The 15,215-nt window shown below is 47.2% G+C and carries 13 protein-coding genes and 1 other RNA gene; 3 read left to right on the forward strand and 11 right to left on the reverse strand.

Going from position 1 to position 15,215, the window contains the following annotated elements; genetic code table 11:
- Positions 1 to 8: 8 nt before the first annotated feature.
- The 11 genes from murG to rsmI form a co-directional block, all read right to left on the reverse strand.
- Positions 9 to 1,076: an undecaprenyldiphospho-muramoylpentapeptide beta-N-acetylglucosaminyltransferase gene (gene murG, locus ACWYVB_RS15410; RefSeq protein WP_104969061.1), complete on the reverse strand. Its 1,068-nt coding sequence runs from the start codon at positions 1,074 to 1,076 to the stop codon at positions 9 to 11.
- Positions 1,063 to 2,259 carry a cell division protein FtsW gene (gene ftsW, locus ACWYVB_RS15415; protein ID WP_005396444.1) on the reverse strand — a complete coding sequence of 399 codons (1,197 nt, stop codon included), beginning with the start codon at positions 2,257 to 2,259 and terminating at the stop codon, positions 1,063 to 1,065. The genes murG and ftsW overlap by 14 nt, the downstream gene beginning before the upstream one ends.
- 18 nt (positions 2,260 to 2,277) lie before the next feature.
- On the reverse strand, positions 2,278 to 3,591 hold the full coding sequence (gene murD / locus ACWYVB_RS15420) for a UDP-N-acetylmuramoyl-L-alanine--D-glutamate ligase (protein ID WP_104969060.1): 1,314 nt from the start codon (positions 3,589 to 3,591) through the stop codon (positions 2,278 to 2,280).
- Between the two features lie 39 nt (positions 3,592 to 3,630).
- The gene (gene mraY, locus ACWYVB_RS15425; RefSeq protein ID WP_282174567.1) at positions 3,631 to 4,713 is read right to left on the reverse strand and encodes a phospho-N-acetylmuramoyl-pentapeptide-transferase; all 1,083 of its coding nucleotides are present in this window, start codon (positions 4,711 to 4,713) and stop codon (positions 3,631 to 3,633) included.
- Positions 4,713 to 6,077 (reverse strand): UDP-N-acetylmuramoyl-tripeptide--D-alanyl-D-alanine ligase, encoded by a 1,365-nt coding sequence (locus ACWYVB_RS15430; RefSeq protein WP_104969059.1) that lies wholly within the window; start codon positions 6,075 to 6,077, stop codon positions 4,713 to 4,715. Before ACWYVB_RS15430 ends, mraY begins: the two co-directional genes overlap by 1 nt.
- Positions 6,074 to 7,555, reverse strand: coding sequence for a UDP-N-acetylmuramoyl-L-alanyl-D-glutamate--2,6-diaminopimelate ligase (gene murE, locus ACWYVB_RS15435; RefSeq protein ID WP_203346663.1), 1,482 nt, complete (start codon positions 7,553 to 7,555; stop codon positions 6,074 to 6,076). The genes ACWYVB_RS15430 and murE overlap by 4 nt, the downstream gene beginning before the upstream one ends.
- 62 nt (positions 7,556 to 7,617) lie before the next feature.
- On the reverse strand, positions 7,618 to 9,411 hold the full coding sequence (locus tag ACWYVB_RS15440) for a penicillin-binding transpeptidase domain-containing protein (RefSeq protein ID WP_134647748.1): 1,794 nt from the start codon (positions 9,409 to 9,411) through the stop codon (positions 7,618 to 7,620).
- A complete protein-coding gene (gene ftsL, locus ACWYVB_RS15445; protein ID WP_012842154.1) occupies positions 9,408 to 9,725 on the reverse strand; it encodes a cell division protein FtsL in 318 nt (105 codons plus the stop codon). Before ftsL ends, ACWYVB_RS15440 begins: the two co-directional genes overlap by 4 nt.
- Positions 9,726 to 9,730: 5 nt before the next feature.
- A complete protein-coding gene (gene rsmH / locus ACWYVB_RS15450) occupies positions 9,731 to 10,681 on the reverse strand; it encodes a 16S rRNA (cytosine(1402)-N(4))-methyltransferase RsmH (RefSeq protein ID WP_203342982.1) in 951 nt (316 codons plus the stop codon).
- Positions 10,682 to 10,910: 229 nt separating this feature from the next.
- Positions 10,911 to 11,338, reverse strand: an RNA gene (gene rnpB / locus ACWYVB_RS15455) — RNase P RNA component class A.
- Between the two features lie 167 nt (positions 11,339 to 11,505).
- Positions 11,506 to 12,369 carry a 16S rRNA (cytidine(1402)-2'-O)-methyltransferase gene (rsmI, locus tag ACWYVB_RS15460; RefSeq protein WP_203346664.1) on the reverse strand — a complete coding sequence of 288 codons (864 nt, stop codon included), beginning with the start codon at positions 12,367 to 12,369 and terminating at the stop codon, positions 11,506 to 11,508.
- Between the two features lie 68 nt (positions 12,370 to 12,437).
- Here rsmI and ACWYVB_RS15465 point away from each other — a divergent pair, with 68 nt between their 5' ends.
- The 3 genes from ACWYVB_RS15465 to ACWYVB_RS15475 are packed head-to-tail and all read left to right on the forward strand — an operon-like array spanning position 12,438 to position 15,198.
- A complete protein-coding gene (locus ACWYVB_RS15465) occupies positions 12,438 to 14,249 on the forward strand; it encodes a penicillin-binding protein activator (RefSeq protein ID WP_203346665.1) in 1,812 nt (603 codons plus the stop codon).
- Positions 14,236 to 14,604, forward strand: coding sequence for a YraN family protein (locus ACWYVB_RS15470; RefSeq protein WP_046873997.1), 369 nt, complete (start codon positions 14,236 to 14,238; stop codon positions 14,602 to 14,604). Before ACWYVB_RS15465 ends, ACWYVB_RS15470 begins: the two co-directional genes overlap by 14 nt.
- A gap of 3 nt (positions 14,605 to 14,607) precedes the next feature.
- Positions 14,608 to 15,198: a phosphoheptose isomerase gene (locus tag ACWYVB_RS15475; RefSeq protein WP_005372901.1), complete on the forward strand. Its 591-nt coding sequence runs from the start codon at positions 14,608 to 14,610 to the stop codon at positions 15,196 to 15,198.
- Positions 15,199 to 15,215: the final 17 nt, after the last annotated feature.

Here is a 15,215-nt window from a genome sequence, read left to right on the forward strand (position 1 = left end):
ATAATTCGTTAACGCTTTTCGGTCAAAGCGACAATGGCTTGTGCGACAACTCGGTCGGCATTCAATTTAGCAGCGCCACGCGCTTGCTCAGCCATCGTAAGTAAAGCTTGGCGATCCAATTGTTGGATCTGCTGAGTCAAAGACTCAACGGTTAAATCTGGTTGTTCAATCATTTTCGCTGCGCCGCATTCTACTAGATGATCGGCATTCAGTGCTTGTTGGCGATCTTTATGCATAAAAGGAACAAAGATAGCCCCTACGCCTGCCGCTGATACTTCAGAAACGGTTAACGCCCCTGAACGACAAACTAAAAGATCAGCCCATGCATAAGCCTCTGCTACGTCGTCAATGAACTCTGTGACTTCTGCATTTACCACACCATTAGCTTGGTATGCGGCGTTCACTTCTTCGGCGGAACCTTTGCCCGCTTGATGACGAATACAGTAATCACCGCCCAGCTTTGCCATCACTTCTGGCAGAGTTTGGTTAAGAATGCGTGCACCTTGGCTACCGCCCATCACCAAAATACGAATTGGGCCTTGGCGATCTTGCATTCGCTCTGCAGGTGCTTCTAATCTTGTTAGGTCTTCACGCACAGGGTTACCAACTACCTCAGCAGCAGGGAACGCGCCAGGAAAGGCCTGAAAGACTTTCTTAGCAATTTTTGATAGCCATTGGTTTGTCAAACCCGCAACCGCGTTTTGTTCGTGCAGAACAACAGGAATACCGCTCAACCAAGCCGCAATACCACCGGGACCACTCACATAACCACCCATACCTAACACGGCATCGGGCTTCCAATGCTTCATGTGCGCCCGAGCTTGCATGATGGCATTAATAATTTGAAATGGAGCTGCAAGCAGACGCTTTACGCCTTGACCTCGTAACCCTTTCACTTTGATAAAATCGATTTCAATGCCATGTTTTGGCACCAAATCCGCTTCCATTCGATCCGCCGTGCCTAACCAACGGATCTCCCAGCCTTGCTCTTGCAGCTGTTTTGCTACAGCTAACCCTGGGAATACGTGACCGCCAGTACCACCAGCCATCACCATCAAACGTTTATTTTGTTTCATTAGTTTGTTGTTCTGATTGTTGTTGCTCGCGTTTCAAGCGGCATTCGTAATCGATACGCAGCAATATGGACACTGCGACGGACATAATAATCAGACTGGAACCACCATAACTGATTAGCGGAAGTGTTAAACCTTTGGTTGGTACGATACCAGCTGCAGCACCAACGTTCACCAAGGTCTGGAACGCAAACCAAATACCTATACCGAAAGCCAGATAACCGCCGAACATTTCGCCTTCTTCAAACGCACGCTTGCCTATGTAAACCGCTTTTAGCACTAAGCTAAAAATCAACATTAAGACCAACACAACGCCCACGAAACCAAGCTCTTCAGCAAGTACGGCAAACACAAAGTCGGTATGCGCTTCTGGTAGATATTCCAGTTTTTGAATTGAGTTACCGAGACCTTGACCGAACCATTCACCACGACCAAACGCCATCAAAGATTGAGTCAACTGATAGCCACTACCAAATGGGTCTTCCCACGGGTCAAGGAAGGAGGTTACTCGTCGCATACGGTATGGCTCGACTAAAATCAAACCTACCACAGCGCCGATACCTGCCACCATCAACGCGAGAAACTGAGTCAGTTTTGCGCCTGCGATAAACAGCATGCCAAACAGCGTGACCAACATTACGACGACCGTCCCCAAGTCTGGCTGACCAAGTAGCAATACTGCGAAGAAAGCAAACACCATGATTGGCTTCATAAAGCCACCAAAGAAGGTTTGTCGTACTTCGTCTTGCTTTCGAACTAAGTAACCAGACATGAAGATAAACAGCGATAGCTTCGCGACCTCTGCTGGCTGAAGGTTAAACAGCCCAAGGGGAATCCAACGAGACGCACCATTAACCGACTTACCCGCCAAGAGCACGATGATCAACAGTGCGAAAGAAGCCCAAAGTAAGTAGTGGCTTTTCTTAAACCACTCTTGCAAAGGCACTTGCAAAATAACAGCGGAGGTCCCTAACGCCAGCACGAGAAACGTCGCATGACGAAACATAAAGTGGAACGGCTGTTCGGTTAATCGAGAGCTGATTGGAAATGATGCAGAGGTTACCATCACCAACCCCGTCAACATCAAACCCAGTGCAATCCACACTAGCTGACGATCAAACATCGCCTCTGGGGCTGGATGCTTGAGCCAATTGCCAATACTGCGTTTAACGTTACCTAAACCCACGAAGTGTGTAACCTTTAATTATGCATATTTCTGAGCAAGAGCAGCGAAAGCATCACCTCTTGCCATAAAGTTGTCGAATTGATCAAAGCTAGCACATGCAGGAGACAGCATCACCATATCGCCTGGTTTTAACTGCGAAGATACTTGTTGAATCACATCTTCCATGGTGTCGAAACGTATTGCAGATTCATGCAGTGGCATAAAGTCATCGCCATCAGCGCCAAAGCAGCACAGTTGCAAGTTAAGCGTCGCGAAGATCGGTTTTAATGGCGAGAAGTCAGCACCTTTGCCAACACCACCAACGAGCAAGTAGAGCTTACCTGTCGACTCCAAACCAGATAGCGCAGCCATAGTGCTGGCTATATTAGTTGCTTTAGAGTCATTCACCCATTTTACGCCTTGATTATCCGCAACCACCTGGCATCGGTGTGTCAGTCCCGTGTAATTTTTAAGTGCATTCAATGCGTTGTGATAATCAACGCCCGCAGCCTTTAAGAGCGCTAAAACGACCAATGCATTGGATAAGTTGTGTTTACCAACCAACTTAAGCTCATCACTTGCGACGACTCGTTGACCGTGATCGAGCAGCCAAGTACGGTTGCCATCCACCTCGAGACCAAAGTCCTGATTGTCGCTGCCAAATGTCACCAATGGCACCTCTGCATCTGGGAAGGTTTCTTTATCATCACGGTTCACTACCGCGAGATCAGCATGATCAAAAATACGCAACTTGGCTTGTCGATAGTCAGACATGCCTTGATAACGGTCCATATGATCTTCAGAAAGATTCAGAAACGCAGCGGCTTTGAGCTTTAAGCTTGACGTTGTTTCCAACTGGAAGCTTGAGAGTTCAAGCACATATAGGTCTGCGTCATGTTCTAGTAAATCCAAGGCAGGAATGCCGATATTGCCACCAACGCCAACATCCAAACCCGCGGCCTTGGCCATCACGCCTGTGAGATCGGTGACAGTGCTCTTACCGTTTGAGCCCGTAATCGCAATCACTGGTTTCTGCACCGCCCAGGCGAATAACTCAATATCACCAACTACTGTCGTGCCTTTTGCTAATAAGGCTTGGATCTCTGGTGTCGCTAGCGCAATACCAGGGTTGGTCACGATAAGATCAGCGTCAGAAAGCCAGTCTGTATTCCAACCACCACTATGCAGTTGAACACCTTCCGGCAAGCGCTCTGCTCCCGGAGGGTTTACGCGAGTATCAATGACTTTGACCACAAGCTGTGGCTGATTTTTTCTTAGGTGTTTAACGACAGAGAGCCCGGTAATACCGAGCCCTACGACGACAACACTATGTATGTTTTGCCAACGTTCCATATTTGATCACACTGTAAATCTTGTTCTTGGAAAGTGCGATTAACGCACTTTCAATGTCGCAAGACCAATCAGAACAAGAACCATAGAAATAATCCAGAAGCGCACGATTACGCGCGGTTCTGGCCAACCTTTCAATTCGTAGTGGTGGTGAATCGGTGCCATACGGAAGATCCGCTGACCACGCAGTTTGTATGAACCCACCTGTAGAATTACCGACAGCGTTTCCATCACAAACACACCGCCCATGATCACCAACACCAACTCTTGACGAACGAGAACAGCAATAGTGCCTAATGCGCCGCCAAGCGCTAGTGAGCCGACATCACCCATGAACACTTGTGCTGGATACGTGTTAAACCACAAGAAACCAAGGCCTGCACCGACGATTGCTGTACATACGACAACCAACTCAGAAGCATGTGGTAAGTATGGAATATGAAGGTATTCAGAGAAGTTAACGTTACCCGTCGTCCATGCAATAACCGCGAAGCCTGCAGCAACAAGAACCGTTGGCATGATTGCCAAACCGTCTAGACCATCGGTCAGGTTAACCGCGTTACTCGTACCGACAATCACAAAGTAAGTCAGGATAATGTACATCAAACCAAGTTGCGGCATGATGTCTTTAAAGAATGGCACCACGAGCTGAGTGGCTGCAGTGTCTTTACCGTAAGCGTACAATGCAAAAGCCACGACAAACGCGATCAACGACTGCCAGAAGTACTTCCAACGCGCGATCAAACCATCGGTATTTTTGCGCACCACTTTACGATAATCATCAACAAATCCGACTGCACCGTAGCCAAGCAAGACCGTCAATACCGCCCATACATATGGGTTGGATAAGTCAGTCCAAAGCAAGATTGTGATTGAGATGGCCGCTAAGATCATGATACCGCCCATCGTTGGAGTACCACGCTTACTAAAGTGAGATTCAGGACCTTCGTTACGTACTACCTGACCAATTTGCAGCATTTGCAAACGCTTGATCATGATTGGTCCCATCCATAATGACAGACCCAGAGCGGTTAATACGCTTAGAATTGCTCGAAAAGACAAGTATTCAAACAATCGGAAAAAAGACAGGTATGGCTGTAGCAGCTCGGCAAGCCAAATAATCATTAATAATACTCCTTCAAAGCAGCAGCGACTTCAAACATACGTGCACCGTTCGCTCCTTTCACCAAAATCGTATGGTTTTCAGGAACGGCTTGGTCTAGATGCTGCTTGATGTATTCAATCATCTCTTGGTGCGTCTCAAAATGAATGCCTTGGCAAAGCTCACTGATCACCTTGGCGTCTGCACCATATGTGAGAACATGTTCAAATTTTTGTGGGGCAGCATGTTCCCCGACTTGACGATGAAGTGCAAGACTTTCCTCGCCCAATTCCGCCATATTACCTAAAATCAGCCAGCGCTGACCTGGGAAAGCAGCCAATAAGTCAACCGCCGCTTTCATGGCTGGCACGCTTGCGTTGTAGCTGTCATCAATCAATTTGATTTTTTCGCTCAGCGCTTCAACCTCGACGCGACCTTTCACTTTGTTTAAATGTTTAAGGCCAGCGCGAACCTCTTCTAATGTGGCGCCCATTTGTAACGCAATAATAGAAGCTGCGATTGCATTCGCTACGTTGTGTTGACCTATAATACCCAGAGACAGTTCAATTTCTTGTGAGCTTGCTGCGATATGTAGGTTAAAGCTGGCCTCTCCCGCGGCATTCATCACGATATTTGATGCATAGTAATCAGCCGCAGAATTACTTTGTGAGAAGGTGATAACTTCCTTATCCGCCAGCACGCTTTCCCACTTTGTTTCGCCATTGCTGTCTAAATTGACAATCGCAATACTACCTGCAGCAAGACCTTGGTAAATTTCACCTTTGGCTTGTTTCACGCCATCAATAGAACCAAAGCCTTCAAGGTGCGCGGCGGCTACATTATTCACTAACGCGATATCTGGTTTTACTAACTGCGTTGTGTAAGCAATTTCACCGATATGATTAGCACCAAGCTCAATCACGGCATAGTCGTCATCCTGCTGTGAGCGCAATAACGTCAACGGAACACCAATATCATTATTGAAGTTACCTGCAGTAAACAGCACTTTGCCTTTCAATTGCAGAATGCTCGCGACCATTTCTTTGACGGTCGTTTTACCGCAACTTCCTGTGATGGCTACGGTAGGTGTTTGGCAAGTTTGATGCACCCAAGAGGCTAACTCACCCAGTGCCATTTTGGTGTCCGACACCACGACTTGTGGCACATTCACATCTAGATGTTTTTGTACGAGTAAAGCACCTGCGCCTGCATCCACCGCTTGTTGGCAAAAGTTATGCGCATCAAAGCGCTCACCCACCAGCGCAAAAAATAAAGCACCGTTGTCAATCGCTCGTGTGTCAGTAGAAACCGCGTCGATAAGTAGATCATCGCCGAATAGCTCACCGCGAGTGATGTTGGCAATTTGAGATAACGTTACTTTGATCATAAGGACAATCCTAAAAGCTGCATAGCAGACTCACGGTCGGAGTAATGAATCGTTTCGCCATTCCGAATTTGATAATCTTCGTGGCCCTTACCCGCTAACAAGATGATGTCTTTTGGCGAAGCATTCTCAACCGCATAAGACAGTGCTTTGAAACGATCATGCTGCACAATCGCTTCGGCAGGTTTTGACAGCCCGGATAACATGTCTTTTACAATCTGAACCGGATCTTCACTGCGTGGGTTATCGTCAGTCAACACCACTCTGTCGCCTAGACGCTCTGCAATTTCCGCCATCATTGGGCGCTTACCTGCATCGCGATCGCCTCCGCAACCAAAAATAGCCCACAGGTGCCCCTCACAGTGAACTCGTAAAGCTTGCAGTGCTTTTTCTAGTGCATCAGGAGTATGGGCATAATCGACCACGACTTTGGCACGGTCCTCTGTCTGGAATAACTCCATTCGGCCGAGTACAGGTTGTAACTGACCTGCGGTTTCGAGTAACGCTTGTTTATCCTTACCTAAGCTTAATAAAGTCGCAAAAGCGAGCATTAAGTTGGTTGCGTTAAACTCACCAATCAGTGGCACGTGCAATTGACCTGAGCCAAATTTACCATCGAATTGGATAGTAATCCCCGACTCCGCGTAACGGACATCTGTCGCCCAAATTGCGCTTTCAAACTCAGTGTTCGGTTTGAGTGACACCGCAATCGCATTGCTTAACTGCGTCGCCCATGCATGACCGACCTCATCATCGACATTGATAATGGCACGTTCACATTGATGTTGCGTAAACAACTCCAGCTTTGCATTGGCGTACTCTTCCATCGTGCCATGATAATCTAGGTGATCACGACTTAGATTAGTAAACACACCCGCCGCAAACGACAACGCCTTGACACGGCCTTGCGTTAAGCCATGAGAAGAGACTTCTAGCGCGGTGTATGTGGCGTGTTGATTTGCGAGAGAGGAGAGCGTTTTCTGAATTTCTACAGCATTCCCTGTTGTATTCGCGGCTTGCTGTAAATTGTCGAGAAAACCATTTCCCGTCGTGCCCATCACTGCCGCTTTGTGGCCAAGTAGCTCTAGCCATTGTGCAATTAGCTGAGTAATGGTGGTTTTGCCGTTGGTGCCGGTGACACCAATCAAATCCATATCTGGGTAAGCATAGAGCTTTCCAGCGATTGCAGATAAACGTTGATCCAACGTATCGAGGTAAATAACGGGAACGTCATCGATGATTTCCACCGTGCCGTGTGCTTTTACCTCACAGGCTTGCGCTAGAACCGCATTGGCGCCTTGCTCAATGGCAGAAGCAATGAAATTACGCCCATCCACAACATGGCCAATCACCGCAACAAACGTGGTTCCAGGCTGAACTCTTCGGCTGTCGAGCTCCAATTCAGAAACAAGAACGGACGATAAGCTGGGGCAATCCACCCAAGGGGAAAGCAGCACGTCCATACTGATGGCTTTAGTCATATTTGTTCTCCGAGCTTTGGCTCAGGTTTTCTTAATTTTGTTTGCTCAGTAAGCCACTCAGCTTACTGCTGGAATTTGTTTTCGTCTGGTGCAACATTGAGTATTTGTAGCGCGCCTTTCATGATTTCAGAGAAGACAGGAGACGCTACCGAACCACCATAGTAATCATCACCTTGAGGCTCGTTTACGATCACAACCAATGCAATTCGCGGATCGCTAACCGGAGCAAGCCCTGCCGTATAAGTGATGTACTCATCGCTGTATCCACCTGCAGACGCTTTACGTGAGGTGCCTGTTTTGGCTCCCACTCGATAACCAGGAACTGCCGCTCGACGAGCCGAGCCTCCTTTTTGGGTTACGGTTTCCAGCATGTCCAAGACCTGGCGTGCGTACTTTGCACTCACTACTTGGCGCGACATGTCATGATCATTGCTTTCGATAATATGGATTGGCTCGTATTTGCCGAGATTTCCAAGCGTCGCATAGGCATGCGCTAACTGGATTGGCGTTATCGATAGACCATAACCAAACGCAATCGTGGCACGTTCAATAGGAGACCATCGTGTTCGTGTCGGGAAGATACCAGTCACTTCCCCAACGAGGTTCAGACCAGAAAGCTCACCAAAGCCCACAGAGCTGTACAGACCGAGCAGCGCCTCTACTGGCATTTGCATTGCCAGCTTCGTCACACCGATGTTACTCGATTTTTTGAGGATCGTGGTCAAGCTCGCTTTACCCACGCGGGATACATCTCTTACTCGGCTACCACCTAAACGAAGTACACCATTACCGGTATCTACGATGGTATCTTTATCGGCTACCCCATTTTCTAAGGCGGCTAAAATAACGAAAGGCTTAATGGTAGAGCCTGGCTCCATCGAGTCCGTGATCACTCGGTTACGCATTTTATAGCTTTGCCAGTCGCTACGATTGTTAGGGTTGTAGGAAGGCGCATTCACCATGGCCAATACGGCGCCGGTTTTCACGTCCAACATAACAACGGAGCCTGACGTGGCGCGATGGTCCGCAACAGCTTGTTTAATCGCACGATAAGCAATCGCCTGTAGGCGCTGGTCGATTGTCAACTGGAGTGACTTACCTTCTTGCTTGTCTTGCCACGCAATGTTTTCTACGACGCGACCATAACGGTCTTTACGAATGGTTTTCTTACCTGCGGCGCCAGTAAGCCACTCATCGTAGCTACGCTCAACACCCTCTAGACCATGCCCATCAATCCCCGTCACCCCAACTAAGTGAGCACTAACCTCACCGGCAGGATAGTAACGACGAGATTCTGACTTAAGACCCACACCAGGCAGCTTTAGCTCACGAATATAGTTCGCCATGGCTGGACTCACTTGGCGCTGCAAGTAAATAAAGCGGCGCTTTTCATTGTGCTTGATCTTGTCTATCAACCCTTGTCGGTCAACACCAAGAACATCCGCTAATGCATACCAACTCTTGGTCTGGCTTAAGGCATTTTCTTTAAATATCGTCGCGGGATCCGCCCAAACGGCCTCAACAGGCACGCTGACAGCGAGCGGCTCACCATTTCGGTCCGAAATAATACCGCGTGCAGAAGGGATGGATTTCACACGAACCGAGCGTAGGTCACCTTGTTTAATCAGGTTATCCGGTTCAATGATTTGAATATAGGCTACGCGCGCCACCAAAAGTGCAAATGCACAAAAGACAAAAAACAGTAATAGATGGAAGCGCCAACGAATCAGAAAGGATTCTTCAACCTCCACTTTTACTGCTTTTTTCTCGGTTTTCGTATCCCCCGAAGCGTTTTTTTCTTTCGCGACAGGTTTACGCTTGTTGCTTGGTTTCGTGTTGGTTTTCTTTCTAATCATTTGAGCGTGACAACCACTTCTTTATCGCCATCAGGTCGTTTCATTTCAAGTTCTTTTTTGGCAAGGTCTTGAACACGACTGTGTTCCGCGAGGGCCGTTTCTTCCAACATCAGGTTGCGCCATTCGCTATCTAAACGCTCTCGTTCAACCAAAGTGTGATCTTTTTCGGTGATCGCTTGACGCGCATGGTGGGTAGCAAATACCACTCCCATTGCCGATGCCACGATCAATAGCAACAACAGTAATGGCCAGCGACCAACGGTGATAAGATCCGTTGCAATCAACTTAGCAAGGTTAGGAGTGGGTTTCGTCATAATAATTAAAGCTTTTCTGCAATTCTTAGCACAGAGCTGCGCGAACGAGGGTTCATTTCAATTTCTTGTTTGCTTGGCTTAATCGCTTTGCTCACCGCTTTCATATTCGCACTACCAAGAGCACGAATTTGCTCTTCAGTCATTGGAATGCCATGTGGCACTTCAGGTCCTTTGCTCTCTTTACGGATAAAACGTTTGACCATACGGTCTTCCAGAGAGTGGAAACTGATGACAGATAAACGACCTTCAGGAGCCAGAATACTTGCCGCGCCTTTTAGTGCCGTATCAATTTCTTCTAACTCACTGTTGATGTAAATACGAAATGCCTGGAACGCACGAGTCGCAGGGTGTTTTTTCTCTTTAAAGCTTTTGGGTGCAGCATCTGAGATCAGCTTCGCGAGCTGGCCAGTACGTACCAGTGGTTCATTTTCTTCGTCTTCACGGTAGGCAACAATCGCTTTGGCAATACGGCGCGCGTGTTTGTCTTCACCAAACTCACGAATCACCCAAGTAATATCATCTAAGTCAGCTTCCATTAGCCATTGAGATACGGGAGTACCTGATGTTGGGTCCATACGCATATCTAGCGGGCCGTCTTTCATAAAGCTAAAGCCACGCTCTGCGTCGTCTAACTGCGGAGAAGAAACACCTAAATCCAGTAGAACGCCATCAACTTTGCCAACCAAGTCATACTCTTTAGCATACTCAGCAATACCAGAAAATGGACCATGAATGATGGTGAAGCGAGGATCATTGATTTTGCCTGCTTCAGCTATCGCTTGAGGGTCACGATCGATACTGTACAGTCGGCCGTTTTCTCCGAGTTTAGATAGAATAGTCCGGCTGTGACCGCCACGGCCAAATGTTCCATCGATATAGATACCGTCTGGTTTGATAGCTAGGCCATCAATGGATTCATTTAATAACACGGAAATATGTTGGAAGGTTTCGGTCATAGCTTTCTCGTTGAATGATCTTGAAGCGATTTTAAGATATGTTGCTCTCTCATGCTGAATATTTATAGCAAAAGATCAACCTACCATAGTGTACTGATTTCCCACATCATCGCCACCTCAAGTCTAAAGTCAGACGTGATTTAACGCCAAGTTTATTGGTAATGACAGGGTTTGCGTCAATAAAATGCAAAAAACCCATCACTACAAAAAGTAGTGATGGGTCTCGAATAGTTGGAGTCGACACATAAGCCGGGTTCTGTTCCGCTTGCGCGGCGGTAGCCATTCGTCTAGGCCAGCAATCGCTCACTGGCTCAAGCAACCTACCCGCCTCCTTACGCGAGCAACGCAATGTGGAGGCCTATTTGGTCTTGCTCCGGGTGGAGTTTACCCTGCAACGAACTATTGCTAGTCGTCCGGTGCGCTCTTACCGCACCCTTTCACCCTTACCTGTGCCCTAGGGCCATCGGCGGTCTTCTCTCTGCTGCACTTGTCGTAGGCTTACGCCCCCCAGGCGTTACCTGGCACCCTGCTCTATGGAGCCCGGACTTTCCTCCCCTTTACCAGTCTCCCGAAGGACGTCAACGTCAGTCTCCCAAAGGACTTCAACGTCAGTCTCCCGAAGGACATCAGTAAAGCAGCGACTACCCAGTCAACTCCGAGGGCGGATTGTATAGAGTTATCCACTCAGAGTCTAGTGAGATCACAGATATGATGAAATGAATGCATTGAGTGGTGTTTTTTTAATCTAACCATTAAACATTGCGCCTAAAAAAGGCCGATATTTTCGCATCGACCCGCTTTACCATGTGTCTCGTTAGCAGTGCTTAGTCTAAGTTTTCTAAGCCCCACTTATACAACGCATTCTTCTTCAAGTTATGAATTTCTGCCACCAAAGCCGCTGCTTTTTTCAAAGGCAACTCTTTGGTTAAAATCCCTAATGTACGCAAAGCATCATCTGGCAATGAATCGTCCGCGGTTTCGCGGTAACCATGTATCAATAATACCATTTCACCACGCTGTTGGTTATCGTCACTTTTCACCCACTCAATTAACTCACCTAATGGCATGCCTTGAATGGTTTCAAAGGTTTTCGTTAGTTCCCTCGCCAACACGACTTCTCTATCTGGGCCAAGAACGTCTAACATGTCTTGTAGAGAGTCCAAAATACGGTGCGGTGACTCGTAAAAAATACACGTACGCTCTACCGAAGCAATCTCTAGGAATTTATCCTTACGGCCTTTGCTTTTCGGTGGCAAAAAGCCTTCGAAGCTAAAGCGATCGGATGGCAAGCCTGATGCACTTAACGCCGTAATGACCGCGCAAGCACCAGGAAGCGGCACAACTCTAACGCCCGCTTGACGACATTTTGTCACCAAATGGTATCCTGGGTCGCTGATAAGTGGCGTACCAGCGTCAGAAACTAACGCTATAGACTGACCGGAAAGCAGCTTTTCTACCAAAACCTGTGCTTTTTGCTGCTCATTATGATCATGCAGAGCAAAAGTTTTGGTTTGAATATTGAAGTGAGACAGTAATTTACCCGTATGTCGAGTATCCTCAGCAGCAATGATGTCCACCGTCGACAGAATTTCGATAGCACGTTGGGTGATATCCGCTAAATTTCCGATTGGAGTCGGTACGATATAGAGAGTTGGCCCCTCATTCGGCAACTTATTTTTATCTGTCATTTGTTTACCATCACTTCAACGATTAATATAGAGACAATTTTGTACAAAATTATAGAGAACTCACGGCAATGATTAACCATAAGAGACTCAGTGTACCACGCATACTTACTCCTGTTGCACTAGCAATTACGCTCGCCGCCTGTTCTTCAGGTCCAAGACAGCCTGATGGCGTTGATGTAACACTTGAGCCTACTCAGTCTGTTCAGAACTATATGATCCAAGCTGATAGCACGGAAGGCAGTTTACAAAATGACTGGTTGATCATGGCAACCAAAGCCGCTATTCAAGCGAACCAGCTTGATCAAGCAGAACTGTTGATCAAACGTCTGGCTCGACAACAGTTGACCGAAGTTCAGCAAGCGGAGTGGCAACTGGCGCGTGCGACCATACAGCAAAAGCAAGGTAATTACTCGCAGTTGCTGCAATTGTTAAACTTTAAACCTTGGTGGAAATTGCCAAACGAGCAATGGAAAGACTATTACTTGATGCGTGCCGACGCTTATCAAGGCCTTAACCAAGCGTTTGAAGCAAACCGCCAGCTGGTTGCATTTGGTCAATACGCCTCGTCAGCAGAGCAGAGGGAAACCTCTAGCCGTATTTGGATGAACTTTGGCAGCTACTCAGAATATGAACTCACCTCATTAGAAACAGAACCGAATGAGGATGTTCTAGACGGCTGGCTGCAGCTGGCTGTTTATGCAAAAACGCTATCGGGCAACCTGTCCCAACTTAAAAATACGCTAGAGCGCTGGTTAAGCGAAAACCCTTCGCACCCTGCTGCTATCTATACACCAGAAGAGATTCAAAACATTCTCTCTCTTGACATCATGAAGCCAAACAATACTGCTTTATTGCTGCCGCTGACGGGTAAGTTCTCGCCACAAGCGCAATTAATTCGTGATGGTTTTGTGTTTGCGATGATGAATGATCGTAATCGAGATCCTAGTGCAACACTTACGGTGATTGACACCAATGCGTATAACGCTGACCAAATTAAACAACGCTTGATCAATGAAAACATCGATTTTGTTGTTGGCCCTCTAGAAAAAGAGAACGTGGAGTTGTTACACACAACCATGGATGGCTCAGCAAATGGCCCTACCATTCCAGCCCTTGCGCTAAATATTCCCGAGGATGTGCAACCAGATAGCAATATTTGCTACTTGGCATTATCACCGGAACAAGAAGCCGCACAAGCTGCAAAACACTTGTTCAGCGAAGGCTACAACTTCCCTCTTATTCTTGCACCAAAAGGCAGCTTTGGAGAGCGTGTAACTGAGGCTTTCAACAAAGAATGGCGAAAGTACAGCTCTAACAAAGTCGCAGCAAGTTACTTTGGTGACAAGCGCCAACTTCAAAAAGACATCAATGAAGTATTTGGCCTGCAAGAGAGCAAGCAGCGTATCGCCCAGATGCAATCATTAATGCGAATTAAGCTTGAAACACAGCCACGTAGCCGTCGTGATGTTGATGCGGTTTATATCGTAGCTAGAAGCACTGAGCTGACTTTGATCAAGCCGTTTATCGAAGTAGCGATTAACCCTGATGCGAAAGCACCACAAATCTTCTCTAGTTCGCGTAGCAACAGTGGCGGCGCGACATACGAAGATCTAACAGGCATCATCTACAGCGACATTCCATTGCTGATTGACCCAGATCCTAGCGTGACCGCTGAAATGAACGAGCTTTGGTCAGAGCAATCTAACATGGAAAAACGTTTGAAAGCACTCGGTATGGATGCATATAAATTGATCGGTGAACTTCCACAAATGAAGGTCGTTCCTGGTTACTCAGTCGGTGGCCAAACCGGTATTTTAAGTATCGACAACAACTGTGTTGTACAGCGTGAATTGAGCTGGGCTGAGCGTGGGGCTCTTTAGTAAGCGCCAAATCGGAAATCAATATGAAGCTCTGGCGAAGCACTATTTGCAACGCCAGGGCTTGCGCTTTATTGAACAAAATTTCCTGACCAAGGTCGGTGAGATTGATTTAATCTTCCAACAAGGTGAAACTATCGTGTTTGTTGAAGTCAAATATCGTAAGAACGATCACTTTGGCTCAGCAGCAGAAATGGTAACGCACGCAAAAAGGCGCAAGCTAATCAAAACTGCACAAGTTTGGCTTAGCCAACAAAAGCGCTTAAAACACAATATCGATTATCGGTTTGATGTCATCGCTATTCATGACAATGGGCGAGATATCAACTGGATAGAAAACGCAATCTCTGAAGGATAAGCGATGCTAGACAGCATTAAAGACAGCTTTACAGAAAGTATTCAAATTCAAATCGCAGCAGCAGAGGCGCTGCCCGATGCCATTACTCACGCGGCCCAAGCGATGGTCTCAAGCTTGCTCAATGGCAACAAAATTTTATGTTGTGGTAATGGCGGCAGTGCTTCAAACGCTCAACAATTTGTTTCTTGTCTTTTAAACCGTTTTGAAACTGAGCGCCCTAGCCTACCTGCAATGGCCTTAACAGCCGATAATACAACCCTGACCGCTGTTGCAAACGACTACCACTACCAGGAAATTTTCTCAAAACAGGTACGAGCGTTTGGCCAGCCAGGCGACATTCTGCTTGCCATGTCGACTAGCGGTAACAGCAAAAATATTATCAAAGCGATGGAAGCGGCCGTAACTCGAGACATGACGATTATCGCGCTAACAGGAAAAGATGGCGGTGAGATGGCAGGGCTGCTTGGTGAGAACGACGTCGAAATTCGCATTCCATCACACCGCACTGCACGTATTCACGAAGTACATATGGTAACACTCCATTGTCTTTGTGATCTTATTGACCAGGTGCTTTTCCCTGCTCATGAAGAGTAACCAAGACTGAGGGTCAG

Source organism: Vibrio sp. JZG10 (genome assembly GCF_054064075.1).

Coding starts and splice junctions, on each gene's coding strand:
- murG (WP_104969061.1), bottom strand. CDS start 1,076: ATGAAACAAAATAAACGTTTGATGGTGATGGCTGGTGGTACTGGCGGT.
- murD (WP_104969060.1), bottom strand. CDS start 3,591: ATGGAACGTTGGCAAAACATACATAGTGTTGTCGTCGTAGGGCTCGGT.
- mraY (WP_282174567.1), bottom strand. CDS start 4,713: ATGATTATTTGGCTTGCCGAGCTGCTACAGCCATACCTGTCTTTTTTC.
- ACWYVB_RS15430 (WP_104969059.1), bottom strand. CDS start 6,077: ATGATCAAAGTAACGTTATCTCAAATTGCCAACATCACTCGCGGTGAG.
- murE (WP_203346663.1), bottom strand. CDS start 7,555: ATGACTAAAGCCATCAGTATGGACGTGCTGCTTTCCCCTTGGGTGGAT.
- ACWYVB_RS15440 (WP_134647748.1), bottom strand. CDS start 9,411: ATGATTAGAAAGAAAACCAACACGAAACCAAGCAACAAGCGTAAACCT.
- ftsL (WP_012842154.1), bottom strand. CDS start 9,725: ATGACGAAACCCACTCCTAACCTTGCTAAGTTGATTGCAACGGATCTT.
- rsmH (WP_203342982.1), bottom strand. CDS start 10,681: ATGACCGAAACCTTCCAACATATTTCCGTGTTATTAAATGAATCCATT.
- rsmI (WP_203346664.1), bottom strand. CDS start 12,369: ATGACAGATAAAAATAAGTTGCCGAATGAGGGGCCAACTCTCTATATC.
- ACWYVB_RS15465 (WP_203346665.1), top strand. CDS start 12,438: ATGATTAACCATAAGAGACTCAGTGTACCACGCATACTTACTCCTGTT.
- ACWYVB_RS15475 (WP_005372901.1), top strand. CDS start 14,608: ATGCTAGACAGCATTAAAGACAGCTTTACAGAAAGTATTCAAATTCAA.